A 25,568-nucleotide genomic window follows, 5' to 3' on the forward strand; every position below is an offset into this window, starting at 1 on the left:
GCAATGCCCCGAAGGGGTATTGCACCCTACGACTGACGCCCACAAAAAAACCGCTTCCCGCGCCTGAGGCCAGACGCATGGAAAGCGGTTGTCGTTGATGCCGGAAACACACCCGGCAACGCGGCAATCAGCCCGTGATGGCGCCCTTGCTCGCCGGCGCGGCCAGTGCTGAAAATTTCGCCAGCACGCCACGGGTATAGCGCGGCGCAGGCTGTTTCCACTCGGCGCGGCGACGGGCAATCTCTTCTTCCGGCACGTTGAGCTGTATCAGCAGCGCATGCGCGTCGATGGTCACCGAATCGCCTTCCTGCACCAGCGCAATGGTGCCGCCCACGAAGGCTTCCGGCGCCACATGGCCAACCACCATGCCCCAGGTGCCGCCCGAGAAGCGGCCGTCGGTGATCAGGCCGACCGACTCGCCCAGGCCCTTGCCGATCAGCGCCGACGTCGGCGCCAGCATCTCCGGCATGCCCGGCCCGCCCTTCGGACCGAGATAGCGCAGGATCAGCACGTCGCCCGCCTTGATCCTGTCGCCCAGGATCGCATCCATCGCCGAAGGCTCGTCGTCGAATACCCGAGCCGGGCCGGTGATGACCGGATTCTTCAGGCCGGTGATCTTGGCCACGGCGCCTTCAATGGCCAGATTGCCTTTCAGGATGGCCAGATGGCCTTCGTCGTACAGCGCGCGGTCGATGGTGCGGATCACGTCCTGGTCGGCGCGCGGCACGTCGGGCACGTCAGCCAGTTCCTCGGCCAGCGTGCGGCCGGTAATGGTCATGCAGTCGCCATGCAGCAGGCCGGCCTTCAGCAGCACCTTCATCACCTGCGGGATGCCGCCGGCCTTGTGCAGGTCGGTCGCAACGTATTTGCCCGACGGCTTCAGGTCGCAGATCACCGGCACCTTCTTGCGCATGCGCTCGAAGTCGTCCAGCGACCATTCGACGCCGGCCACATCGGCAATGGCCAGGTAATGCAGCACCGCATTGGTGGAGCCGCCGGTCGCCATGATCACGGCAACCGCGTTCTCGATCGCCTTCTTGGTCACGATGTCGCGCGGCTTCAGGTCGCGCTTGACCGCCTCGACCAGCACCCGCGCCGACTCGGCGGCCGAGCCGACCTTCTCGTCGTCCGGATTGGCCATGGTGGAGGAATACATCAGCGCCATGCCAAGCGCCTCGAACGAGGACGACATGGTGTTGGCGGTGTACATGCCGCCGCAGGAACCGGAGGACGGGCAGGCATTGCGCTCGATGCCGTCGAAGTCTTCCTGCGACATGCGGCCGGCGGTGAACTCGCCCACGGCCTCGAAGGCGGAGACGATGGTCAGGTCCTTGCCCTTCCAGTTGCCCGGCTTGATGGTGCCGCCATACACATAGATGCTGGGCACATTGGTGCGCAGCATGCCTATCATGCCGCCCGGCATGTTCTTGTCGCAGCCGCCGATGACCACGCAGCCATCCATCCACTGGCCGTTGACCACGGTTTCAATGCAGTCGGCAATGACTTCGCGCGAGATCAGCGAATACTTCATGCCTTCGGTGCCCATCGACATGCCGTCCGAGATGGTCGGCGTGCCGAATACCTGGGGGTTGGCGCCTGAATCCTTGACTGCCTTGATCGCAATGTCAGCCAGCTTCTGCAGCCCGGAATTGCAGGGGGTGATGGTGGAGTGGCCATTCGCAATGCCGATCATGGGCTTGTCGAAGTCAGCCTTTTCATAGCCCATCGCGTAGTACATCGAGCGGTTGGGACTGCGGGCGACGCCCTGGGTAACGTTTTTTGAGCGGCGATTGAATGCCATAGTGCCTCCGGAAAGTGAGCCGCTACCTTGCCTTGCCTGGGGTGCGCTGTCAAATATATCATTCAGCCTTAATCAATCTTTTTTTCATATCGATGAACCTGGAGCTTCGCCAGTTGCGTCATTTCCTTGCGGTCGCCGAGGAAATGCATTTCGGTCGCGCGGCGCAACGCCTGCACATGACGCAGCCGCCGCTGTCGCAGAGCATCCAGGCGCTGGAAGCGCTGCTGGGCACGCCGCTGTTTTCCCGCACCAGCCGCAGCGTGACGCTGACCCCGGCCGGCGCGGCGCTGCTGCCGCATGTGCGCCAGCTGCTGCAGGATGCGCAGGCCCTGCCCGACCTCGCCCGCCGCGCCGCCGCCGGCGAATCCGGCCGCCTGTCGCTTGCCTTCGTCTCGACCGCCGACTACAGCGTGCTGCCGCCCTTCCTGCACCGCTTCAGGACTGCCTATCCGCAAGTGCAGATCGAACTGCGCGAGGCCACCAGCGACCTGCAGCTCGATGCGCTGGAACAGGGCGCCATCGATGTCGGCCTGCTGATTCCACCGCTGCCGGACCGGATGAAGGACATGCTGTCGTACCGGCCCGTGTTCTCCGAGCCGCTGGTGCTGGCGGTGCCGCAGGATGTCGGTGCGCCCGACAGCGCGGCGCCGCTGCCGCTGCATGCCGTGGCCGACATGCCGCTGATCATTTTCCCGCGCCGCATTGCGCCGGCATTCCACGACGCCATCCTCGATTGCTACCGCGAGGCGGGGCTGCCGCCACGCATCGGCCAGGAAGCGATACAGATGCAAACCATCGTCGGTCTCGTTTCGGCCGGCATGGGCATCGCTCTTGTGCCACAATCTGTGTCCAATTTAAAACGGCCGGGCGTGGCCTACCGCCAGCTGGCTGGCAAGACGGCCGTGATCGAGACCGGACTGGCCTGGCGCCGCGACAATGCGTCGCCGGTGCTGCACGCTTTTTTAGAACTGCTCGGAAAGACTCCCTTATGCTGATACACCCGATGCCCGACCCGGTCGCCATTGCGATCGGCCCGCTTGCGATCCGCTGGTATGGCCTGATGTACCTGCTGGCCTTTGCACTGTTCATTGGCCTGGGCCGGCTGCGCATCAGGCAGCCGCATATTGCCGCGGCCGGATGGAAGGCCGAGCATCTGGACGACATGCTGTTTTACGGCGTGCTGGGCGTGGTGATCGGCGGCCGGCTCGGCGAGGTGCTGTTCTATAACCCGGCCTACTACTTCAGCCATCCGCTGGAAATCTTCGCGGTCTGGAAAGGCGGCATGTCCTTTCACGGCGGCTTTCTGGGCGTGATGGCGGCAATGGCGATCTGGGGCCGGCGTCATGGCCGGCGCCTGATGGACATCATGGACTTCATCGCGCCGCTGGTGCCGCTGGGTTATGCAGCCGGCCGCATCGGCAACTTCATCAATGCCGAACTGCCCGGCCGGGTGGCCGACGCGACGCTGCCATGGGCCATGATCTGGCCCAATGTCGACCAGCTGCCGCGCCATCCGTCGCCGATCTACCAGGCGCTGGTCGACGGCGTATTGCTGTTCATCGTGCTGTGGCTGTATGCACGCAAGCCGCGGCCACGGCTGGCGGTGTCGGGCATGTTCGCGCTGGGTTACGGCTGCGCCCGCTTCTTCACCGAGTACTTCCGCATGCCGGACTATGAAGTGCATTTCGCCGGCTTCACGATCTCCGCTGGCCAGATGCTGTCGGTCCCCATGATCGTGCTGGGCCTGATCCTGCTTGTCATTGCCTATCGCCGCCAGGGCAGCACCGCGCCCTCGCCCGTCTGACCTCGTCCCATATCTCCGCATGAACGCCAACCTTTACGACCTGTTCCATTCCCGCTTTCCCGGGAACCGCGCATCCTGCTGCATCGAAACCGGCTGCGGCCGGCAGTACAGCTGGGACGAGATGGATCGCGCAAGCGCCCGCATCGCCAATCTGCTGGCCAGCCTCGACCTGCCGGCCGATGCACGGGTGGCGGTGCAAGTGGAAAAATCGCCGGAGGCGGTGATGCTGTACCTGGCGACGCTGCGCGCCGGCCTGATCTACCTGCCCTTGAATACCGCCTACCGGGCTTCCGAGATCGAGTACTTCCTGCAGGATGCCGCGCCATCGGTGGTGGTCTGCTCACCCTGCAATCTCGATTGGGTGCAGCCCCTGGCGCGCCAGGCCGGCACCATGCATGTGTTCACCCTCGATGAACTGCGCGACGGCCGCAACAGCGGCAGCCTGCTCGACAGCGCCGCCGCCTGCGCGGACCGCTTCGACACCGTGCCACGCGATGCCGACCAGCTGGCAGCCATTCTCTACACCTCGGGCACCACGGGCCGCAGCAAGGGCGCGATGCTCAGTCACGGCAACCTCGCATCCAATGCGCTGGTGCTGCGCGACTACTGGCGCTGGCAGGCCGATGACGTGCTGCTGCATGCGCTGCCGCTGTTCCATATCCATGGCCTGTTCGTGGCCTGCAATGGCGCGCTGGTCAATGGCAGCAAGATGATCTTCCTGCCCAGGTTCGACAGCGCCGAAGTCGTGCGCCAGCTGCCGCGCGCGACCGTGTTCATGGGCGTGCCGACCTACTACACCCGCCTCCTGGACGATGCCGCTTTCGATCGCGCGGCATCGGCAAACATCCGCCTGTTCATCTCCGGCTCGGCGCCGCTGCTGCCGGCCACCTTCGATGCATTCCGCGAACGCACCGGCCACACGATCCTGGAGCGCTATGGCATGAGCGAAACCGCGATGCTGAGTTCGAATCCCTATGACGGCAAGCGCATTCCCGGCTCGGTCGGCATGCCGCTCCCCGGCGTGACGATACGCACGGTCGGCAAGGATGGAGAGATTTGCGCCGTCGACGAGATCGGCGACATCCAGGTGCGCGGCCCGAACGTCTTCAAGGGCTACTGGCGCATGCCGGAAAAGACCGCGGAAGAGTTTACCGCCGACGGTTACTTCAAGACAGGCGACGTCGGCAGGTTCGATGCGAACGGCTATCTGTGGATCGTCGGACGCAGCAAGGACCTGATCATTTCGGGTGGCTACAACGTCTATCCAAAAGAGGTCGAAGCCGTCATCGATGCGATGGATGGCGTGCTGGAATCGGCAGTGATCGGCGTGCCGCATCCGGACTTTGGCGAAGCGGTGGTGGCAGTGGTCGTGCCTGATCCTGCTTCCGGCGTCGTCCTCCATGAGGCCGGCATCATTGCCAGCCTGAAGCAGACGATTGCCAACTTCAAGGTGCCCAAGCAGGTGCATGTCATCGACGAACTGCCGCGCAACACCATGGGCAAGGTGCAGAAGAACCTGCTGCGCAGCCGCTTTGCATGAGGGCTGCGCCAAGCCTTGCCGGCCTGTCGTGATCGTCGCAGTGCCGGGCAACCCGGCGCGCGGCGGGAGATCGGCTCACCGCACGCCGTCATGGGTGAAGCCATCGCTGAGCGCCACGATGCTGCTGTCATGGCAGAACATTGATTGAGTATCCGACAGCGCGCCGGTGGGATGATTGGCGCTCATGGGACGACGAGCGCCTGCAAGCCTCTAGCCCAGCAGGGTCAGTATGTGACGCCAGTCGGATGAGGTGACCGGCGTAATGGAAAGGCGGCTGCCGCGCCGGAGCATCATCAGCTCGGCCAGTGCGGGATCAACCCGCATTTCCGCCAACGTCAGCAGCCTCGTCTTGCGCAGCACGCGCACATCCACCATCTGCCAGCGCGGCTCCTGCGGCGTGGCCTTGGGGTCGTAGTAATGGCTGGCGGGATCGAACTGGGTCGGGTCGGGATAGGCGCTGCTTGCCACTTCGGCAATGCCGACGATGCCCGGTTGCGCGCAGCCGGAATGATAGAACAGCACGCCGTCGCCAACCTTCATTGCATCGCGCATGAAGTTGCGCGCCTGGTAATTGCGCACGCCGGTCCAGGGCACGACGCCGCCCGGCGCGGCGAGTGCGTCGTCGATGCTGACTTCATTAGGTTCGGACTTCATCAACCAGTAGCGCATCGTTGCCTGTTCCTGGGCGGCGTTGAAAGAAAAGAAGAAAAAACAAGGATAAAAAAAACGGCTGCATTTTCATGCAGCCGTTTCCGGTATTAAGCCCCGCCTGTGCCGCTTTGCCGGCATCCCGAACCAAGAGGTTCAAGGTGGTCACAGTCAGTTCAACTTCGGGTTCATCGGACTAGCGACGCTCACACCCGTCAAACAATTTTCCGCAACCTATGCACATAAATGGTTCAAGGATTTTATGGCAATCGCGAACACGGCAGGAGTGGCTAAGTCTACGCGAATCGGGCCGCATGTCAAACCTTTTGGGCCGAAATCCGGAAGTGTTTATTTGGACGCAAGGGCAGCATCCAGCACGGCATGCATGGCGCCCAGTTTCTGTTTCACTTCTGCCATGCTCTGGCCCGCAAGCGGTCCCTGCGGCGCCCGCGTGGCCAGCAATTCGGCTGCCATGCCAAGCGCGGCGATCACGGCGATTCTGTCATTGCCCTTGATCCGGCCCGCGTCGCGTATGGCCGACATGCGCTGGTCGAGGTAGCGCACCGCCTGCAGCAGCGCGCCCTCCTCGCCTTCCTTGCAGGTCAGCGCAAAGGACTGGCCCATGATCATCACGTTTAACTGGCTCATGCGGCTTTCTCGCCCTCGGGCTGGTCGGGCGCTTGCGGCTGCTCGGCCTCTGGCGCGGGCAACTGCTCGAGCACGGCGACGACGCGGTCATGCGCTTCGTTCATGCGCGCGGCGAGGGCGGCGTTGCTGGCGTTGAGCGCGTCGATCTGCTGATGCAATGTGGCATTCTGCTGACGCAGCGACTGCACCAGTTGCACCAGCTGGTTGATCTTGTCGGAAAGTTGGTCGAATTCTGAAGTCATCCCGCAACTATAGTTGCGGCGCCAAAGCAACGTCAATACATTCCGTTACAGCGCATCAGACAGCGACCTCGCCTGCGGTGGGCCTGGCCAGGCTGTCGAGCCAGTAGCGCGCAAAGGCTGCCTTGGTTGCGGGGACGCGGGATGCCAGCAGGCTCGCCAGCAGGCGCTGGAAATGGCGCACGGTGCTCGGCTCGAGCGCATCGCGCGGATGCAGGGAAAGTCGCGCCAGCGGCGCGTTGCGCTGGCCGATGGCGGCCCACCAGACCGCCTGCCGCGACAGCGCCCTGCCCCAGGCATTGCGGCTGCTGTAGACCAGGCTGGGCGCTTCCAACGGCGCTGCGTGTTGCAGGAAATGAAAGTGCCGCCAGGTGGTGGTGTAGAGCAGGCCCGATGCGCGCAATGCGCGCCAGCCGCCATCGCCGAGCAGCCATGCCGGCGGCACGAAGCCCCGCAGCGGCCAGCCGCGGCAGGCGAACCATTGCATGCCCAGCGCCAGCCGGCGCGCCGCCTCCGGCTCGGTCAGCGCCGCGAATTCCCCCTCGCCTCTGGTATAGACGTGGCGCGCATAACGCTCGCGCAAGCCGCGTGGCGGCGGGCCCTGGTCGAGATGCAGATAGCCGTGCAGCGCCAGTTCGTCGCCAAGCGCCAGCCGATGCTCCAGCTTGCGGTCATACCATGGCATGTCCCGGCTGTCGCCATGGTAGGCGGGCACCACCAGCAGGGTCAGCGGGACGGTGGCCACCGCATCCACCGCGGCGAGCAGTCTTTCGCACAGCTGCCAGGTCGCCGGCGCGACATCATGGATGGAGACGCACAGATGCTTGCGGAACTCAGCGGATGGCATAACCGTTTTCGAGCGCATGCCGACCGCGCCGCTCATCCGCCACCAGCTTGCTGTAATGCTGGACCAGCTGAGGCATCACGACATCCCAGTCATACTGCCGCAGCATGCGGCTGCGGCCGCACTGCCCCATGGCGCGCAGGTCGCGCCGCGCCATGTCGGCAATGCCCTGCGTCAGCGCTTCGACGCTTCGCGGCGCGACCAGCATCCCGCAGTCACTGTCAACCAGTTCGGGCACGGCGCCGGCTGCCACTCCCAGCACCGGCACGCCGCAGGCCAATGTCTCCAGCAGCACCATGCCGAAAGTTTCCTGGTCGCCGGGATGCACCAGCATGTCGCAGGCGCCGATCAGGCTGGCCAGCACGCCCGGCTCGCTCTGGAACGGCAGCTGGGTCACCCGCTCCATCGGGGCCAGGCGCGGCCCGCTGCCGATGAGCAGCAGATGAAATGGCGCGCCGAGGCGGCGCACCGCTTCCAGCAGCAGCGGCAAATGTTTTTCGCGGGTGAAGCGCCCGGCATAGACCAGAAGGCGCGCGTTGCCCGGCAGCCCCAGATGCTCACGCAGGTTCGGCGCGGCGCGGCGCGGTGCAAACACATCCGTGTCCACGCCCAGGGGCTGGCGCATGACGCGCTGTATGCCCAGGTCGCGCAGGCGCTCCACCATGACATTGCTGGGCGCGAGCACCAGGTCGAACTGGCGGTACAGCCGCGCGACATAGCGCGTGGCGAGCCGGCGCGCCGAAGCGCCGAAGCGCTGACCCACCAGCGACGGCAGATCGGAATGATAGAAGCCCACCACCGGCACGCCCAGATGGCGGCCGGCCCGCAGGCTGCTCCATGCGCACTGATAAGGGTCGCTGCATTCGACCAGGTCCGGATGCAGCCGCTCCACCACCAGCCGCGCCTGGCGCATCGACAGGGGCAGCCGGTAGCCGTGACTGCCCGGCAGGGGGAAACCGGCGATCGGCGTCACATTGGCAGCACGCGGCTCGCGCGGCGACATCGGTGCGACGATGGTGTGGCGGATCGGCGTATGGCGCGCCAGCCAGCGCGCCTTCGCCCCCAGGTAAGTGCCGACTCCGCCCGTGATCGCGGGATAGAACATGGTGAGATCGAGCAAGTGCATGGCCAGGCCCGCGCGATGGAGGAAGTGTCCTTAAATTAAGGGCAAATCCCGGCCTGCCGCTTGAGATCAGTCAACGCCGGGAAAGCCCTGAAAGCCTGCGCGGCAGAAGGCGGCCCTTCTGCCGCGCAGGCTCTCAGCCAAGCTCCCACAGCCGGCCATCGACCGTGATCAGCGCCGAGCGCAGACGCATGGCGGGAAAGACCGCATTCAGCGCCGCCCGGTACTGCGCAAGTTGCTGCGCATACTTTTCGCGCTCGACTTCGAGGAAGGCGCGCTTGTAGTCGAGTATCCAGACCTCGTCGTCGAACAGCACCACCCGGTCCAGCCGCAGCAGGCGGCCGCCGACGATGACTTCCATTTCATTGCGTCCCTGCCGATGCATGCCGGGGTCGAAGAAGCGCTGCAAGGCAGGCTGCGACAGGATGGTTTCGGCATGCCGGCGCGCCACATCGGCCAGCGCGGCGCTGCAGCCCAGCCAGCGCGCCACCATGTCCACCGGCGGCAAGGCGAGCGGCCAGGCGCGGCATTCCGTCAGCCGTTCCAGCAGGCCGTGCAAGGCCACGCCCTCGTCGATTGCGGCGCTGGAAAACTCGGCCGGCGCTTCGGCCGGCGGCACGCCAGGCATCGCGGCAGGCGCAAACAGGTCAAGGCAGAATTCCTGTTCGCCGCCCGGCACGCCGGCAACCGTGCCGGTGCCTGGCTCGACCAGCGGCGCCGCGCCCAGGCGCTGGTACCAGCTGCCATCCACGACGCCATCCGCGCCGGCGCCGCGGCGGCCGGCCACGCCGCTGACGACCAGCAGGTCCTTGGCGCGGGTCGCCGCGACATACAGCAGATTCCAGTCTTCCTGCTCGCGGAAGCCCTGCTCCTCCTGGAACAGGTGGTCGCGGGCGGCGCCGCGCTCGTCGGCGCGGGCGAACGCGGAGAAATGGCGCGGCGTATCCGCATCCTGCGGCCAGTCGCACAGGATGCCGACGTCGTCGCGCGCCGGCTCGCTGTGATTGGCGTCGAGCATCACCACGATGCGCGCCTCCAGTCCCTTGGCGCTGTGTATGGTCATGATGCGCACCGCGTCCACCGCGGCATCGACGCTGGCCTCGTCGGGCGCCTCGTTGTCCAGGCCGTTCTGCAGCACCCGCAGCGCATCGATGAAGCGCGGCAGGCTCGGATAGCGGCCCGCATCCAGGTTCAGCGCCAGCGCGGTGAAAGCCTCGATATTGCCCAGCACCTTGCCGCGCGTCAGCGGCTGCGCCGCTTGCGCGTAGCGCGCCACCAGCTCGCCTTCATGCAGGATGCGGTCGAGCAGGTCATGCACCGGCAAGCGCGGCGCGATCTCCAGCCAGCGCGACAGCAGATGCGCGGCGCGCGTCAGTGCGTCGGATGCGCCCTCGCATGCCAGGGCCTGCAGCCGGCGCCACCAGTTGCCTTCCCCGCGCTGCGCCAAGGCGATCAAATCATTGTCCCCTGCTCCGATGATGGGGCTCTTCAGCACATGCGCCAGCGCACGGTTGTCGCCGGGCGTGATCAGGAAGCCCAGCAGCGCGATCAGGTCGGCCACTTCCAGCGATTGCAGCAGGCCGCCGCGCCGGTCGGACAGGAAGGGAATGCCGGCTTCGCGCAAGGCGCTTTCATAGGCCGCCAGGTTGGTGCGCTTCTTCACCAGCAGCATCACGTCCGACCAGCTGGTGCTGTCGATGGACTGCATGCCTTCGATGATGGCGCGCGCCACCATGCGGCCCTCTTCCAGACGGCGCGCATCCTCTTCCTCGGCGCGCGGCATGGTCAGCGGGTCGCGCAGCGCCATGCCGTCGGGCTCGGTGGCTGTTGTGGCCGGTGCGGCGGCGGGCGCCTCCACCAACGGCAGCCGCCATGCCATGCCGGCGCGGCCCGACAGCGTGGTCTGCGGCGCATAGATCGGATTGGGGCCGAGGCTTTCATTGAGCAGCGCGACGATGGCCTCGCCATTGCGCCGCGTCTGGTTGGTGCGCAGCACATCGGCGCCATTCGCCGCCAGCAGCGCGGTGGCGGCCGCAAACACGCGCGGTTCGGCGCGGCGAAAGCGGTAGATCGACTGCTTGGGGTCGCCGACGATGAAGACGCTGGGCTGCGCCGCATCGCCGCCATAGGCCGCCAGCCAGGCCCGCACGATGCTCCATTGCAGCGGGTTGGTGTCCTGGAATTCATCCAGCAGGATATGGCTGTAGCGGGCGTCGAGCCGGCTCTGCAGGTAGGCCGCATGCTCTTCATTGTTCAGGAGCCGCCAGGCCTGCCACTCCAGGTCGGAGAAATCCAGCACGCGGCGCTCGGCCTTCAATGCCTGGTAACGCTCGAGGTAGGCGGCGCCGACGGTAAACAGCGCCTCGTTCATCGCCAGCACCAGCGCCTCGCAGCTGCGTCGCTGCAGCGTCCACAGCGCTGACGACAGCGCGCCCAGCACCGCTTCGAACAATGCCACGCCATGTTCGCCAAGGTCGCTCTGGATGGCGGCCAGCAGCTTGCCGCGCTTGTGGTCATTGCCCTTGGGCCCGCCCTTGTCGTCGCAGAACTGGGCCAGCAGCTGCTCGAAGGCGGCAACCGACGGGCCGCTGCTCATCGCTTCCTCGATCAGCATGGCGCGCTCCTGGTTGCGCTTGGCGCCCTGTCCCAGCAAGGCGGCAATCTGCCAGATGCCCTGCTGCAGCGCGTCGTCTTCCCATACCGACAGGCGCGCATCGGGCTGGCCGGCGCAGCACAGCGTGTGCAGCCATTGCAGCGGCTGGCCGGCCTGGTTGGCGGCCCACCATTCGGCGCGCTTGTCGATGAAGGCATCGAGCAGGCGCTTCGTGGTCCAGTCGCCGAGCTGCTCGTACAGCGCCAGCAGCGCCTGCCGCACCGGGGCCAGTTCCGGTTCGTCGAGCGACTGCATCAGGCCGTTATAGGCCTCGGTCATCAGTTCGCCGCTGTTGTCGGCCAGCGCATAGCCATGCGGCACGCCGGAGCTCAGTGGCGCCAGTTGCAGCAGCCGCGCGAACCAGCTGTGGAAGGTGTCGATCGACAGCGACTGGGGACTGGCCAGCACCCGCTCGTAAAGGCTGCGCGCCAGCGGCATGGCCTGCGGCAGCGCATGCTCCGGCACGCCGCGCTCAAGCAGCAGCGCGCGCACCGCGGCCTCGGGCAGGAGCGCAAGGTCGCGCAGCAGCAGCATCAGGCGTTCGCGCATTTCCTGCGCCGCCTTGCGGGTAAAGGTAATGGCCAGCAGGCCGGACGGCTCGGCGCCCGCCAGCAGCAGGCGCAGCATGCGCGCCACCAGCAGCCAGGTCTTGCCGCTGCCGGCGCAGGCTTCCACCGCCACCGAGCGCGCCGGGTCGCAGGCAACCGCGATGAAGCGCGCGGCATCGACCGCATCGCCATTGACTTCATAAGCGCGGGCCGCCATCACCATGCTCCCTTGCGGCACAGGCCGCGCACGTCGCAGTACTGGCAGATGGTTTCAACGCCGTTGGCAGGCAGCGGCGCGCCGCCGGCGATGGCCTGCATGCTGGCCACGATGTGCGCCATCAGCGCTTCCTGCGACTCGGCATAGCGTGGCGCCTCGGCGTCGCCGGCACGGTCGCGGCTGGGCTCCAGCGCCACATAGCTGGCGCTGGCGATCGGCGCATCCGACAGCAGGCCATAGAAGGCCAGCTGATGATCCTCGCCCAGTTTTATCTTGGCGCGCAGGCTGGCGGCGTCGCGGGTCTTGTAATCGAGCACGGCCCGTTCGCCATCGGCATTGCCGTCGATGCGGTCGACGCGGCCATGCAGCGTGACGCTGCCGCCCGGCCAGGCCAGCGTGCGCTCGAAGCGCTGCTCGCCAAACAGGAATTGCCAGCCCTGCGCCTCGCGCTCGCCGGCCCAGGCCAGGTAGGCCGGCAGCGCCCTCTGCCAGCGCGCGTAATAGGCAATGGCCGCGCTGTTGCGCGCCAGGACCTCGCCGAACACCTGCTCGGAGCAGGACCGGAGCAAGGCCTCGCGCTGCTCGGGCGGCACGGCGCCGGCCGCCACGGCGCTGTGATAGGCATGCAGCACCTGGTGCAGCCAGTCGCCGTAGTCGCGTTTTTCGGGCATGTCGGAAAACTCGTCCAGGCCCGACAGGTTCAGCATGCGGGTGGCGAAGAACTGGTAGGGACAGGCGACGAAGGCGTTGTAGCCGCTGGCGGACAGGCGCTGCGGCAGCAATTGCGGCGCCGACGGCATTGGCCGCGCCGGCGGCGCGGCGCGCAGCCGGCGCGGCGGCGTATCGACCTGGTGCTGGCGCAGCGGCGCGCAGCCGGCGCGCGCCAGGCACAGCTGCAGCCGCTCGATCCAGGCGCTCACCGGATTCGGTTCGCCGTCATGCTGCGCCTGCCAGGACAGCACGACGTCCGGGTTGGCATGCAGCAGGCCGGCGAAGTCGCGCATCTGCTGGCGCTGCCGGCTCTCGCGGGTCGGCAGGCCCAGCTCGCGCCGCACCGCGCTGGCGAAGAACAGGGTTTCATTGTGGGCCGAAGGCAGGTGGCGGGCGTCGGCGCCCACCATCAGCACCGCATCGAAGCTGCGCAGGCGGGCCGCGGCCAACGGCAGCATCAGCACCCGGTCATCCACCGCGGGCGCGAGGAAGTCGGTGGCTTCCATCTGCAGGCCGACCAGCGCGCGCCACTCGCCAAAGGAAAACGCCGGCGCCACCCGCGTCGATTCCGACGCCAGCTGGTCCAGCATCGCAACCACCTGGGCGCCGGCGGCGTCGGCTTCCAGCGCGGCGCGCATGCCGAGCTCCCGCAGGATCGCTTCGGTGCAGGCGACCCAGTCCGCCAGGCTCTTGCGTCCGGCGAAGCGTTGCGCCAGCTGCTGCCATTGCTGCACCAGCGCCAGCCCTTGCGGCACCGCGCGCAACGCGCCGCGCACGGCTTCCCAGCCGCCGGCGACATTGGCCGCGCGCAGCGCCAGCTCGATGTCCAGCACCAGGCCCGGCTTGTCTTCCAGGTCGGCCAGCATGAAGGGCGACTTCAGCAGGTCCAGCAGGGCCGCGGTTTCCGCGCGGCCGGCAACCACGTCGAACCATGCCGCCAGCGACGCGGCGGCGCGGGTGGTGGAAAGCTTCCAGCCGGTCTCGTCGGTCACCATCACCTCCGCCCGTTCCAGCAGTGCGCGGATGCGGCGCGCCACTACCCGGTCCTGGGCAATGATGGCGATATGGCGGCGCCCTTGCGCCAGCCAGTCAAGCACGGTGCGCGCCCCGCTGACGGCTTCCTGCTCCATGCTGGCGGCGGCAAGCAGCGACACGCCCGGCAGCGACTGCGGCACGGGCGCGCGGTCGCCCGCGGCGCCGTCGTTCCCGTTGCCGCCGGACTCCAGCATCTCCGGCCAGGCGGCGGCGCAGGCCGGCAGCACCGCGCCGGCGCGCCAGTCGGGCTGCAGGCGCAGCACCGGCTGCCGCTCGGCATAGGCTTCGAGGAAGGCCAGCTCGTAGGCATCCGGCTCGCAGGAAGCAATCCATACCAGCGGCTCGCGGGCCTGCGCGGCGATCTGCAGCATGCGCGCGAAGCGTTCCGCGCAGGCGTCGTTGCCGTCGAGCTGCGACTTCCACAGCGTCCACACCATCTGCCCTTCGTCCGACAGCAGGGTGCGCGCTGACGGCGGCAGCTGCGCCAGCGCCGCGTGCCAGAGATTGTCGGCGGCTTCCACGCTGTGCCGCACCGAAGGCAGCAGGGTGCGGCTCAGTTCATCGAACAGGGTCAGCAGGGTTTCGGCCAGCGGCAGCAGGTCGGTGTTGCGGCGCGTGCTGAAAAGCTTCTTGAGCCAGGCATGCTGGCGCAACTCGCCATACAGCGCCATCAGGCGCTCGCTGCCGCCGCCGGGCGCCGGCCGCGCCGGGTCCGGCGGCAGCAGGTCGACCCAGGCCGCCAGCGTGCCGGTGCGCGGCGGAATGCAGGCATCGCCAAGCTGTTCCGCCAGCGCCCGCTGCAGCAGCCGCGCGTGCGCAAAGCCCGGCGTGAGCACCCTTAATCCGGACAGGTCCAGCGGGCTGACCCTGTCCTGCAACACTGTTTGCGAATGCGCAATGAGCGCTTGGGCAACATGCGGCCAGAATGCGGCATCAGCGGGAATCAACAGGGGAGCCAGGGACATTGGATGGGCAGCGGGGGATAGCGGACGGGAAAGCATTTTATGCGAGCCCCGGGCAAAACCAGTAGCATTGCCACACTTTTCTTGAAAATCGGTTATGATTCCCCGAAATCCCGCCGCAGCACCTCTTGCCATCCCGCTTTGAACTTGAATTTGCATACCTTGTCCGCAACTGCTTAAGGCATACCGGCAGCATGCAGCACAGGCCCGGAGCAGACTCGGCATCCATACTGCAGCGTTAACCCCTTACATCCCCTCACCTTGAGGAAACCATGAGCGAAAACATTAAACATATCTCTGACTCGTCCTTTGACGCCGACGTGCTCAAGTCCGACAAGCCGGTTCTGGTCGACTTCTGGGCCGAATGGTGCGGCCCCTGCAAGATGATCGCCCCGATCCTGGAAGAAGTCGCCAAGGAATACGACGGCAAGATCCAGATCGCCAAGATGGACGTCGACGCCAACCAGGCAGTGCCGGCCCAGTTCGGCATCCGCGGCATCCCGACCCTGATCCTGTTCAAGAACGGCGTGGTCGCCGCACAGAAGGTCGGCGCGCTCGGCAAGGGCCAGCTGATGTCCTTCATCGATAACAACATCTGAGACAAGCACTAGCCGCAGCGGCGCCCTCGCGCCGCTGTGTTTAACGACTATCCCACGCTGTTCCCTCCCCCACCTTTTACCTTCCCATCCCGGGACACATACACATGCATTTATCTGAACTCAAGGCGTTGCACGTCTCTGCCCTGCTCGAAATGGCAATCGGCCTGGACATCGACAATGCCGCCCGCCTGCGCAAGCAGGAACTGATGTTCGCGATCCTGAAGAAGCGCGCCAAATCCGGCGAACAGATCTTCGGCGACGGCGCCCTCGAGGTGCTGCCCGACGGCTTCGGCTTCCTGCGCTCGCCCGACGCCAGCTACATGGCCTCGACCGACGACATCTATATCTCGCCGTCGCAGATCCGCCGCTTCAACCTGCATACCGGCGACTCGATCGAAGGCGAAGTGCGCACGCCCAAGGATGGCGAGCGCTACTTCGCGCTGGTCAAGGTCGACAAGGTCAACGGCGAATCGCCGGAAGCGTCCAAGCACAAGATCCTGTTCGAGAACCTGACGCCGCTGCATCCGAACAAGCCGCTGATGCTGGAGCGCGAGATGCGCGGCGAGGAAAACACCACCGGTCGCATCATCGACATGATCGCGCCGATCGGCAAGGGCCAGCGCGGCCTGCTGGTGGCGTCGCCAAAGTCGGGCAAGTCGGTGATGCTGCAGCACATCGCGCATGCGATCACGGCCAACCATCCCGACATCGTGCTGATCGTGCTGCTGATCGACGAGCGGCCCGAGGAAGTGACGGAAATGCAGCGCTCGGTGCGCGGCGAAGTGGTGGCCTCCACCTTCGACGAACCGGCCACGCGCCATGTGCAGGTCGCCGAGATGGTGCTGGAAAAGGCCAAGCGCCTGGTCGAGATGAAGAAGGACGTGGTGATCCTGCTCGACTCCATCACCCGCCTGGCGCGCGCCTACAACACCGTGATCCCGGCATCGGGCAAGGTGCTGACCGGCGGCGTGGACGCCAATGCATTGCAGCGCCCCAAGCGTTTCTTCGGCGCGGCCCGCAATATCGAGGAAGGCGGCTCGCTGACCATCATCGCCACCGCGCTGATCGAGACCGGCAGCCGCATGGACGACGTGATCTACGAGGAATTCAAGGGCACCGGCAACATGGAAGTGCACCTGGAGCGCCGCCTGGCCGAGAAGCGCGTCTACCCGGCGATCAACCTCAACAAGTCCGGCACCCGCCGCGAGGAACTGCTGATCAAGCCCGACCAGCTCCAGAAGATCTGGGTGCTGCGCAAGCTGCTCTACAGCATGGACGAGATCGAGGCGATGGAGTTCATCCTCGACAAGATGAAGGGCACGAAGAACAATGCCGAGTTCTTCGACATGATGCGCCGCGGCGGTTCCTGACGCATCCCATGCAGCACAACGAAGGCGCGCCGCCGGGCGGCGCCCTTTCGCCATGCCGGCCTATCCGAATTGGCGGCCTGCAAGACATGCCGCCGAATTAGGGTATAATCCGGCCTCCATTTTCCGGCAAGTGATCGACAATCGGGTCAAGAAGCAGGCAGACCGACGAAGTGACGATTGGCTACCCAACCTACCGAGGCAAACATGAAAGAAGGCATTCACCCGAATTATCGCGAAGTCGTGTTCCACGACGTTTCCGCCGACACCAAATTCATTACCCGTTCCACGATGTCCAGCCGTGAAACGATCAATCACGAAGGCAAGGATTACCCGCTGATCAAGATCGAGGTGTCCTCCGAGTCGCATCCCTTCTTCACCGGCAAGCACAAGATCGTCGACACCGCAGGCCGCGTCGAGAAATTCCGTCAGAAATTCGGCAAGGTCGGTTCCAAGACCGCAGTGGCAGAGTAATCACGCTGCCCAGGCCACAAAGGCAGCTTCGGCTGCCTTTTTTGTTAGCGGCGTTCATTTCCATTTGACCGTCCGATTGACCGCCGAACAGACCAGGAATCCATGAAGCCTGTCCGCCTACCCGCTTCCGCCACGCTTGCCCTGCCGCGCTGGGGTCTGATCGCCCTGTGCCTGCTCTACATCCTGCCCGGCCTGATCCGGCGCGATCCGTGGAAGAGCGACGACGCCGCCGGCTTCGGCATCATGTGGACCATGGCGCGCGGCACCTGGCAGGACTGGCTGTGGCCGCATGTGGCCGGACTGCCGTCGCCAGGCGAAGGACCGCTGGCATTCTGGCTGGGCGCCCTGTTCATCCGCCTGTTCGGCTGGCTGCTGGGCGATGCGCTGGCGGCCCGCATTTCCACCATCGGCTTTTTCCTGATCGGCGCGCTGTCGGTCTGGTATTCGACTTACCTGCTTGGCCGGCGCAGCGAGACCCAGCCGCTGCGCCTGGCCTTTGGCGGCCAGCCGGAAGCGCGCGACTACGGCCGTACGCTGGCCGATGGCGCGCTGCTGATCTATCTCGCCTGCCTTGGCCTGCTGCTGCGCAGCCATGAAACCACCGCCGAGGCGCTGCAGGTTTCCATGATCGGCTTTGCCATCTATTCCGCGGTGCGGCTGTTCGAGTCGCAGTCACTGCGCTCGGCCATGGTGCTGGGCGTGACGCTGGGCCTGCTGGTCCTGACGCGCGGCTGGCTGGTGCCGATGGCGTTCTGGAGCGCGCTGGTGCTGGTGTCGCCACGGCATGGCGACCGGCTGCTGCAGCGGCTGGCGCTGGTGACGCTGCCGCTGGGCCTTGCCACCGCCAGCATCTGGCCCCTTCTCAATGCGCTGATGCAGCCTTTCGGCGGCAATCCCACGCCGGCCTGGCTGCAGTGGAACGCGGCGCAGCTGGCGCCGCCGTCGCTTCAGAGCGTCGTTTATTTTTTCAAGTACATTCCCTGGTTCGCCTGGCCCGCCTGGCCTTTCGCGGCCTGGGCCGTGTATGCATGGCGCAAGCAGCGCGGCGCGCTGCATATCACGCTGCCGCTCGGCCTGATCATTGCCTTCATCCTGCTGGTGCTGCTGCATCCGCATGGCGAGGAAAGCTTCCTGCTGCCGCTGCTGCCGCCGCTGTCCATCCTGGCCGCATTCGGCCTGCCGACCATGAAGCGCGGCGCCATCAATGCGGTCGACTGGTTCGCGATGATGACGCTGTCCACCTGCGCCGCATTCATCTGGATAGGCTGGATCGCCAAGCAGACCGGCTGGCCGCCGCGCCTGGCCCACAATGCGCTGAAACTGGCGCCCGGCTTCAAGCCCGAGTTCAACCTGCTGGCCTTCCTGATCGCCGCCGCCGCCACCATTGCCTGGATTCTGGTGATCCGCTGGCGCATTGCGCGCCACCCATCGGTGCTGTGGCGCGCCGTGGTGCTGTCGTCCGGCGGCGTGATCCTGTGCTGGCTGCTGCTGATGACACTGTGGCTGCCATGGCTGAACTACGGCAAGAGCTATGCCGGCGTAGCCAAGCAGATCGGCGCCAAGCTGCCGTCCGCCGACTACTGCGTCGATACCAATGTCGGCGCCGCCCAGCGCGCCTCCTTCGCCTATTTCGGCGGCGTCGAGTTCGCCCGTTTCGACCGGCACGACTGCGCCTACCTGCTGCTGCAGGACCGCGGCAGCGACCGGCTGATGACAAAGGACGAGGATGGCCGCCTGGTGCTGATGTGGGAAGGACGCCGCCCCTCCGACCGCGATGAACGGTTCCGCCTGTACCGGCGCGTGAAGCAATGATCGCCGTGCCCGCAGGCCGCACGCGCCGCATCGGCGCGCTGGCCTGGCCGCTGCTGATCGGGCAACTGGCGGTCATTGCCAACGGCGTGATCGACACCGCGATGACGTCGCGCTTTTCGTCCGCCGACCTGGCCGCGCTGGCGGTCGGCGCCTCGATCTATGTCAGCTCCTTCGTCGGCCTGTCGGGCGTGCTGCAGGCGGTGTCGCCCATCATCGGCCAGCTGTATGGCGCCGGAAAACATGAGCGCATCGGCTTCGAGATCCGGCAGAGCCTGTGGCTGGCGCTGTTCCTGTGCCTGGCCGGACTGGCGCTGCTGCTGTTCCCGCAGCCGCTGCTGGCCCTGGCCCATGCGTCGCCCGAAGTGGCAGACAAGGTCAGTCTCTATCTGCGCATCCTGGCGCTCGCCCTGCCGGCCACGCTGGCCTTTCGCATCTACAGTTCGCTCAACACCGCGCTGGCCCGGCCAAGGATGGTGATGGCGATCCAGGTCGGCACCCTGCTGATGAAGATTCCGCTGAACCTGCTGTTCATCTTCGGCGGCCTCGGCCTGCCGGCCATGGGCGGGCCGGGCTGCGCGGTCGCCACCGCGATCGCCGCCTGGATCGCGGTGCTGGCCGGCCTGTTCCTGCTGCGGCGCGACCGCTTCTACGACACGTTCCGGCTGTTCGGCGCCGGCTTCGAGCGTCCGCACTGGGCGGCGCAGCGCGCCTTCCTGAAGCTGGGCATACCGATGGGCCTGTCCTACCTGATCGAAGTCACCGCCTACACCTTCATGGCACTGTTCATCGCCCGCATCGGCACCAACGCGGTGGCCAGCCATCAGGTCACGGCCAACTTCGGCACCGTGCTCTACATGCTGCCGCTGTCGATCGCCAATGCCACCGGCACGCTGGTGGCGCAGGCGCTGGGCGCCAGGCAGCTGGACGAGGCCAGGCGCATCGGCCATGCCGGCATCCGGCTGGCCGCCCTGGCCTCGGTCACCGTGGGCGTGCTGGTCTGGCTGTTCCGGGGCTTGATCATCCGGGCCTACACGCCGGATGAGGCGGTGATCGCGGCCGCGATGCCGCTGTTCCTGTTCATCGCGTTCTACCAGTTGTTCGACTCGGTGCAGGTGACCACCGCCTTCGTGCTGCGCGCCTACAAGGTGGCCGTGGTGCCGACCGTGATCTATGCCGTCGCGCTATGGGGCGTGGGCCTGTGCGGCGGCTATCTGATGGGCCTGGACCCGCTCGGCATCGCGCCAGCCGCGGTGCGCGGCGCGGCCGGCTTCTGGCTTGGCAACAGCGCCAGTCTCGGCCTGGTGGCCATCGGCCTGCTGTGGTACCTGCGGGTAATAGAACGCCGCGCGACAGCCGCGGCTTAGCGGCTTGGCGGCTTGGCGGCCCGGCAGTTCATGGGCCTGCCGGCTCAGCCGCCGCCCACATCGGCCAGCAGGCGGTGCGCCAGCGCCTTGGCCTCCTCCAGCGCTTCTTCCGGCGTCTCCGACACACTATTGACAGTCTGGGGCGCGCTGTCGGATCCCGGGCTGCCCATCCGGGTCAACAGCACGACGCCTTGGTAGGTGCCGTCCGGCAGACGCTGTATATCGGCTTCGGCTTTCCAGTCCTGCTTGGTATAGGTCACTGCTGCCATGGTGTTTCCTTTAAGGTTTCGAGAAGGAAAATGCCTGCATCCGGCAAGCGTCGATTGCGACCGCTCAAGGGCCGCTGACGGGATTTGCGGATGATGATCAGGCGTGTCGGGAAGCGCTAACCATCCGGACGGAAGAAACGGCGGGATGCCGGAGCCGCAGGCCCTCGCCAGTCCTTTCGGACGGGCACTCAGAATTCATGCTCGTCCAGAGCCCGCTGCGCGCGTGCCTGGGCCGCCTGCAATGCCGACGACTCGTCGGGATGGATCCCGGCCGGGATGAAGGTCTCGGCGCTTTCCGGCTCACGGCTCAGTCGCACGAACACCTGGGCTTCATAGGTGCCGTCAGGCATCTGCTTGGTATCGGTGCGGGCGATATGGGTGCCGCTTTGCAGGGTGCTTCCTGTCATCAGTCCTCCTGGGCGATCGCGCACGACTGGGGATTATGGTCAGGCACCGGCTCCTCGTCGGGAGCGGGAACCCCCGGAACCGGAATGGAATCATCCTCTTCCATCGGTTCATGGTCCGGATGCGGCACAGGGGCTCGATGCATGACAGTCTCCGCGCTGAAATGGAACAAAAATGCTATCACGCATGCCTGGTGCGGCATTGCGTCTGATCACGCGGGCGAGCATCCCGCTTCCCGCTTCGTCAGGCGTGTACTGGCCTGCGCAAGCGCTACGGCGCGCCCGGCATGGTGAAGGTGAGGTTGCCCCAGAAGCTGTCCCAGTCGGCATCCGCCGTGCCCTGCGCCGGCTGCATGTGAACCGCGCTGACCATCCAGTCGCCGGCGTAAGGCAGGCCGAGGCCTACCTCCCCCGCGGCATCGGTGCGGGCACGGATGATCAGCAGCTGCGACTGGTCCCGGTGCCGGTGCCATCCCTTGACCAGCACACCGGATAGCGGCTTGCCGTCGAAGGTCAGCTTCAGGCGCAGCGTGGCGCCCGGAGCGGCCGCGAATGGGTCCGACAGCGGCGTGATCTCCATGCGCTGCCCGGTGCGCAGCGCATAGGTGCCGTCCGACATCTCGCCTGCCCGCAGCAGGGTCTTCACATGGCGCCGGTAGCGTTCGCGGCCGGGCGTGGCGTCCTTGCCGGCTGCCTTGCGCTGCTCGATGACGTGGTCCAGCCCTTCGTCATGCAGATAGGCGTGGAATTTGTCGGCGGACAGGGAAAACGTGATCGGCTGGCTGTCGAACGCGATCAGGCTGGTGCCGGCCGCAAGCGGCACGGCCAGCATGGGCACGGCGGTGCGGCGCGGCAGGCGGGCGGCGAGATCCGTCACCTTGCCGGCGGCGTAATGCCGCAGGGCGACCGTGCGCTCGTCGACGAAAGGCGTGAGTTCGCCATCGAAGTTCTCGCCGACCCGCAGCGTCAGTTCGCTGACGCCGCCGGCGGGAAGCAGCGACGGGCGGGCCTGCAGCCAGAATTCGTGGGCGGCGGCAGGCGGGGCCGCCAGGCAGCACAGTCCGGCAAACAGCAGGGAAGGCAGGCGGAGGCGCATGGGCTGTGCGAAAGGCATTGGCATTGGGATTGGGATTGGCATGGGATTGCCTGCCACTATCGCACAGGTGCCGTTAGTTATCTTGCCTGAGGACAAAAGCCGGTAAGCAACGATCAGCCACGTGGCCGCAAACAAGAACGCCCCGCAGCGCGGGGCGTTCCTTCACCGGAAAGGCCGGAGATTACTTCGCGTTCATCAGTGCAACCGTGGTATCGAGCATGCGGTTGGAGAAGCCCCACTCGTTGTCATACCAGGAAGACACCTTCACCAGGCGGCCGGATACCTTGGTCAGGGTGGCGTCGAAGTTGGACGATGCCGGATTGTGGTTGAAGTCGACCGACACCAGCGGCTCGGTGTTGTAGGTCAGGATGCCCTTCAACGCGCCTTCCGAGGCTTCCTTCATGATGCTGTTGATTTCATCGACAGTGGTGTCGCGCTTGGCGATGAAGGACAGATCGACGATGGAGACGTTGATGGTCGGGACGCGGATTGCGTAGCCGTCCAGCTTGCCGTTCAGTTCCGGCAGCACCAGGCCGACCGCGGCGGCGGCGCCGGTCTTGGTCGGGATCATGCTCTGGGTGGCGGAACGGGCGCGGCGCAGGTCTTCATGCATCACGTCGGTCAGCACCTGGTCGTTGGTATAGGCATGGACGGTGGTCATCAGGCCGTTTTCCAGGCCGATCTTGTCGTTCAGCGGCTGGACCAGCGGCGCCAGGCAGTTGGTGGTGCAGGAAGCGTTGGAGATCACGGTGTCCGAAGCCTTCAGCACCGAGTGGTTCACGCCATACACGATGGTGGCGTCGACGTCCTTGCCGCCCGGCGCGGAGATGATCACCTTCTTGGCGCCGCCCTTCAGGTGGGCCGATGCCTTTTCCTTGGTGGTGAAGAAGCCGGTGCACTCCAGCACCACGTCCACGCCCAGCTCGCCCCATGGGATCTCGGCCGGATTGCGCTGCGCGAACACGCGGATGCGGTCGCCATTGACCACCATGAAATCGCCATCGACTTCCACGGTGCCGGGGAACTTGCCGTGCGCGGTGTCGTAACGGGTCAGGTGCGCGTTCGACTTGGCATCGCCCAGGTCGTTGATGGCGACGATCTGGATGTCGTTCTTCTTACCGCCTTCATAGTGAGCGCGCAGCACATTGCGGCCGATACGGCCATAGCCGTTGATTGCAACCTTGATCGTCATTTCTACTCTCCAAACATAGTTAAGCAAACCGAATTCGCGACCTGGCGTCGTTAGGTCGTCCCATGGCGTCCTGAAGTCGCCAAGCAGGCCAGCCGCACAGGCGGCTGGCGCGGGACTCAGGCCAGCACCATCTTCACTGCGTCCGCCACCTTTTCCGGGGTAAAGCCGAAGTGCTTGAACAGCACGCCGGCCGGGGCGGATTCGCCAAATGTGTCAATTCCGATAACAGCGCCTTCGAGGCCGACATACTTGTACCAGAAGTCGGACACGCCGGCTTCGACAGCAACACGAGGTATGCCTTTGGTCAACACGCTGGCCTTGTAGGAAGCGTCCTGGCGGTCGAACACGTCGGTGCAGGGCATGGAGACCACGCGCACCGCGATGCCCTGCTGGGCCAGCGCATCGGCGGCCTTGATCGCCAGCTCGACCTCGGAGCCGGTGGCGATGATGATGGCCTTCGCGTCAGGCGCGTCGCGCAGCACGTAGCCGCCGCGGGCGATGTCCGCGATCTGGGCTTCATTGCGCGGCATGAACGGCAGGTTCTGGCGCGAGAAGATCAGGGTCGACGGGCCATTCCTGCGGCGCACCGACTCGGCCCATGCCACCGCCGATTCCACGGTGTCGCACGGACGCCAGTTGTCCAGGTTGGGGATCAGGCGCAGGCTGGAGATATGCTCGACCGACTGGTGGGTCGGGCCGTCCTCGCCCAGGCCGATGGAATCGTGGGTGAAGACGAACAGCGTGCGGATCTTCATCAGCGCGGCCATGCGCAATGCATTGCGGCTGTAATCCGAGAAGGTCAGGAAGGTCGCGCCGAACGGGATGAAGCCGCCATGCAGCGTGATGCCGTTCATGATGGCGCTCATGCCGAACTCGCGCACGCCATAGTTGATATGATTGCCCGGCTGGTTGTAGCGCACCGGCACCGATTCCTTCCAGTTGGTCAGGTTCGAGCCGGTCAGGTCGGCCGAGCCGCCCAGGAATTCCGGCAGCACCTGCGCCAGCGCCTGGATCGCGTTCTGGCTGGCCTTGCGGGTGGCGATGGTTTCCTGCTTCTCGACGCAGCTGGCGATGTAGCTGCGCACGGTCTCGTCGAAGCCGGCCGGCAGTTCGCCCTTCATGCGGCGCTGCAGTTCGGCCGCTTCCTGCGGATACTTTTCCTGGTACAGGCCGAACAGGTTGTTCCAGTCGCCCTCGACGCGGGCGCCGCTTTCGCGGGCATCCCAGTCGGCATACACGTCGGCCGGGATCTCGAACGGCTGATCGGACCAGCCCAGCGCCTCGCGGGTCAGCGCGATTTCCTTGTCGCCCAGCGCGGCGCCGTGCACCTTGTCGCTGCCCTGCAGCGTCGGCGCGCCCTTGCCGATCACGGTGCGGCAGCAGATCAGGGTCGGCTTGCCGGCGTCGCGCGCCTGGCGGATCGCCGCGTCGATCGCGTCCACGTCATGGCCGTCGACGGCGCGGATCACGTTCCAGCCATAGGCTTCGAAGCGCTTCGGCGTATCGTCGGTGAACCAGCCTTCCACCTTGCCGTCGATCGAGATGCCGTTGTCGTCATACAGCACCACCAGCTTGGACAGGCCTAGGGTGCCGGCCAGCGAGCAGGCTTCGTGGGAAATGCCTTCCATCAGGCAGCCGTCGCCGGCGAACACATAGGTGTGGTGGTCGATGACGTCCAGGCCCGGGCGGTTGAAGTGCGCCGCCAGCAGCTTCTCGGCCAGCGCCATGCCGACCGCATTGGTGATGCCCTGGCCCAGCGGGCCGGTGCTGGTTTCCACGCCCGGCGTGATCTCGTATTCCGGATGGCCCGGCGTCTTCGAATGCAACTGGCGGAAGTTGCGGATCTCGTCCATAGCCAGTTCATGGCCGGTCAGGTGCAGCAGCGCATACAGCAGCATCGAACCGTGGCCGTTGGAGAGCACGAAACGGTCGCGGTTGATCCAGCGCGGATTGGCCGGATTGTGGCGATAGTGCCGCGCCCACAATGCAACGGCGATCTCGGCCATGCCCATCGGCATGCCAGGATGGCCGGAGTTGGCTTTTTGAACGGCATCCATTGCCAGCGCACGAATTGCATTGGCCATTCTGTTGGTGGAAGGGGTGGAAGTCATGATGGATTCGGGTAGTGGACGAGACGCGGGGGCGGTTTGGGACATTGCTGCAAAGCCGCACATTTTAGCAGACTGGCGGGCGTTGATCGTAGTTCCCGGCTATTGCC

At 65.9% G+C, this 25,568-nt stretch carries 22 protein-coding genes and 1 other RNA gene; 8 read left to right on the forward strand and 15 right to left on the reverse strand.

What is annotated here, in order from left to right; translation table 11 throughout:
* Window positions 1-127 precede the first annotated feature (127 nt).
* Window positions 128-1,801: a dihydroxy-acid dehydratase gene (ilvD, locus tag IGW04_RS06510; protein ID WP_194712249.1), complete on the reverse strand. Its 1,674-nt coding sequence runs from the start codon at window positions 1,799-1,801 to the stop codon at window positions 128-130.
* 92 nt (window positions 1,802-1,893) lie between these two features.
* Between ilvD and IGW04_RS06515 the strand changes: the two genes are divergently transcribed.
* The 3 genes from IGW04_RS06515 to IGW04_RS06525 are packed head-to-tail and all read left to right on the forward strand — an operon-like array spanning window position 1,894 to window position 5,145.
* Window positions 1,894-2,796 (forward strand): LysR substrate-binding domain-containing protein, encoded by a 903-nt coding sequence (locus IGW04_RS06515; RefSeq protein WP_194712250.1) that lies wholly within the window; start codon window positions 1,894-1,896, stop codon window positions 2,794-2,796.
* Window positions 2,790-3,605 (forward strand): prolipoprotein diacylglyceryl transferase, encoded by an 816-nt coding sequence (gene lgt / locus IGW04_RS06520; protein ID WP_194712251.1) that lies wholly within the window; start codon window positions 2,790-2,792, stop codon window positions 3,603-3,605. The genes IGW04_RS06515 and lgt overlap by 7 nt, the downstream gene beginning before the upstream one ends.
* Window positions 3,606-3,624: 19 nt before the next feature.
* A complete protein-coding gene (locus IGW04_RS06525; protein WP_194712252.1) occupies window positions 3,625-5,145 on the forward strand; it encodes a malonate--CoA ligase in 1,521 nt (506 codons plus the stop codon).
* Between the two features lie 210 nt (window positions 5,146-5,355).
* On the opposite strand, the gene IGW04_RS06530 is transcribed toward IGW04_RS06525, so the two are convergent.
* The 8 genes from IGW04_RS06530 to IGW04_RS06565 all read right to left on the reverse strand — a co-directional run bounded on the left by IGW04_RS06530 (window position 5,356) and on the right by IGW04_RS06565 (window position 14,776).
* Window positions 5,356-5,814, reverse strand: coding sequence for an EVE domain-containing protein (locus IGW04_RS06530; RefSeq protein ID WP_194712253.1), 459 nt, complete (start codon window positions 5,812-5,814; stop codon window positions 5,356-5,358).
* Between the two features lie 89 nt (window positions 5,815-5,903).
* Window positions 5,904-6,083: non-coding RNA, 6S RNA (ssrS, locus tag IGW04_RS06535), on the reverse strand.
* Between the two features lie 58 nt (window positions 6,084-6,141).
* Window positions 6,142-6,441: a cell division protein ZapA gene (locus IGW04_RS06540; protein WP_194712254.1), complete on the reverse strand. Its 300-nt coding sequence runs from the start codon at window positions 6,439-6,441 to the stop codon at window positions 6,142-6,144.
* The gene (locus IGW04_RS06545; RefSeq protein ID WP_194712255.1) at window positions 6,438-6,683 is read right to left on the reverse strand and encodes a DUF904 domain-containing protein; all 246 of its coding nucleotides are present in this window, start codon (window positions 6,681-6,683) and stop codon (window positions 6,438-6,440) included. Before IGW04_RS06545 ends, IGW04_RS06540 begins: the two co-directional genes overlap by 4 nt.
* A 55-nt stretch (window positions 6,684-6,738) precedes the next feature.
* Window positions 6,739-7,527: a DUF2334 domain-containing protein gene (locus tag IGW04_RS06550; RefSeq protein WP_194712256.1), complete on the reverse strand. Its 789-nt coding sequence runs from the start codon at window positions 7,525-7,527 to the stop codon at window positions 6,739-6,741.
* Window positions 7,514-8,650, reverse strand: a complete 1,137-nt coding sequence (locus tag IGW04_RS06555) for a glycosyltransferase family 4 protein (RefSeq protein ID WP_194712257.1) — start codon at window positions 8,648-8,650, stop codon at window positions 7,514-7,516. The genes IGW04_RS06550 and IGW04_RS06555 overlap by 14 nt, the downstream gene beginning before the upstream one ends.
* Window positions 8,651-8,783: 133 nt before the next feature.
* Window positions 8,784-12,065, reverse strand: a complete 3,282-nt coding sequence (locus IGW04_RS06560) for a UvrD-helicase domain-containing protein (protein WP_194712258.1) — start codon at window positions 12,063-12,065, stop codon at window positions 8,784-8,786.
* Window positions 12,065-14,776, reverse strand: coding sequence for a PD-(D/E)XK nuclease family protein (locus tag IGW04_RS06565; RefSeq protein ID WP_194712259.1), 2,712 nt, complete (start codon window positions 14,774-14,776; stop codon window positions 12,065-12,067). Before IGW04_RS06565 ends, IGW04_RS06560 begins: the two co-directional genes overlap by 1 nt.
* Before the next feature lie 269 nt (window positions 14,777-15,045).
* Here IGW04_RS06565 and trxA point away from each other — a divergent pair, with 269 nt between their 5' ends.
* From trxA to IGW04_RS06590, 5 genes are all read left to right on the forward strand, one after another.
* Complete coding sequence (trxA, locus tag IGW04_RS06570) at window positions 15,046-15,372, forward strand: thioredoxin TrxA (protein ID WP_194712260.1); 327 nt, start codon at window positions 15,046-15,048, stop codon at window positions 15,370-15,372.
* A 104-nt stretch (window positions 15,373-15,476) separates the two neighbouring features.
* On the forward strand, window positions 15,477-16,742 hold the full coding sequence (gene rho / locus IGW04_RS06575) for a transcription termination factor Rho (protein ID WP_194712261.1): 1,266 nt from the start codon (window positions 15,477-15,479) through the stop codon (window positions 16,740-16,742).
* Window positions 16,743-16,946: 204 nt separating this feature from the next.
* Entirely contained in the window at window positions 16,947-17,213 is a 267-nt protein-coding gene (locus IGW04_RS06580; RefSeq protein WP_194712262.1) for a type B 50S ribosomal protein L31, read from the forward strand.
* A 102-nt stretch (window positions 17,214-17,315) separates the two neighbouring features.
* Window positions 17,316-19,025 carry an ArnT family glycosyltransferase gene (locus tag IGW04_RS06585; protein WP_194712263.1) on the forward strand — a complete coding sequence of 570 codons (1,710 nt, stop codon included), beginning with the start codon at window positions 17,316-17,318 and terminating at the stop codon, window positions 19,023-19,025.
* Window positions 19,022-20,389: an MATE family efflux transporter gene (locus tag IGW04_RS06590; protein ID WP_194712264.1), complete on the forward strand. Its 1,368-nt coding sequence runs from the start codon at window positions 19,022-19,024 to the stop codon at window positions 20,387-20,389. Before IGW04_RS06585 ends, IGW04_RS06590 begins: the two co-directional genes overlap by 4 nt.
* A 44-nt stretch (window positions 20,390-20,433) precedes the next feature.
* On the opposite strand, the gene IGW04_RS06595 is transcribed toward IGW04_RS06590, so the two are convergent.
* From IGW04_RS06595 to tkt, 6 genes are all read right to left on the reverse strand, one after another.
* Window positions 20,434-20,658 (reverse strand): hypothetical protein, encoded by a 225-nt coding sequence (locus IGW04_RS06595; protein ID WP_194712265.1) that lies wholly within the window; start codon window positions 20,656-20,658, stop codon window positions 20,434-20,436.
* Window positions 20,659-20,846: 188 nt separating this feature from the next.
* On the reverse strand, window positions 20,847-21,065 hold the full coding sequence (locus tag IGW04_RS06600) for a hypothetical protein (protein ID WP_194712266.1): 219 nt from the start codon (window positions 21,063-21,065) through the stop codon (window positions 20,847-20,849).
* On the reverse strand, window positions 21,065-21,208 hold the full coding sequence (locus tag IGW04_RS06605; protein WP_194712267.1) for a hypothetical protein: 144 nt from the start codon (window positions 21,206-21,208) through the stop codon (window positions 21,065-21,067). The genes IGW04_RS06600 and IGW04_RS06605 overlap by 1 nt, the downstream gene beginning before the upstream one ends.
* Before the next feature lie 125 nt (window positions 21,209-21,333).
* Entirely contained in the window at window positions 21,334-22,158 is an 825-nt protein-coding gene (locus IGW04_RS06610; protein WP_194712268.1) for a DUF4198 domain-containing protein, read from the reverse strand.
* A gap of 181 nt (window positions 22,159-22,339) precedes the next feature.
* Window positions 22,340-23,350: a type I glyceraldehyde-3-phosphate dehydrogenase gene (gap, locus tag IGW04_RS06615; RefSeq protein ID WP_194712269.1), complete on the reverse strand. Its 1,011-nt coding sequence runs from the start codon at window positions 23,348-23,350 to the stop codon at window positions 22,340-22,342.
* 116 nt (window positions 23,351-23,466) lie between these two features.
* Window positions 23,467-25,461 carry a transketolase gene (gene tkt / locus IGW04_RS06620; protein ID WP_194712270.1) on the reverse strand — a complete coding sequence of 665 codons (1,995 nt, stop codon included), beginning with the start codon at window positions 25,459-25,461 and terminating at the stop codon, window positions 23,467-23,469.
* Between the last annotated feature and the right edge of the window lie 107 nt (window positions 25,462-25,568).

This window comes from Noviherbaspirillum soli, from assembly GCF_015352955.1.
In the GTDB taxonomy this organism is placed as follows: Bacteria; Pseudomonadota; Gammaproteobacteria; order Burkholderiales; family Burkholderiaceae_D; genus Noviherbaspirillum_A; species Noviherbaspirillum_A soli.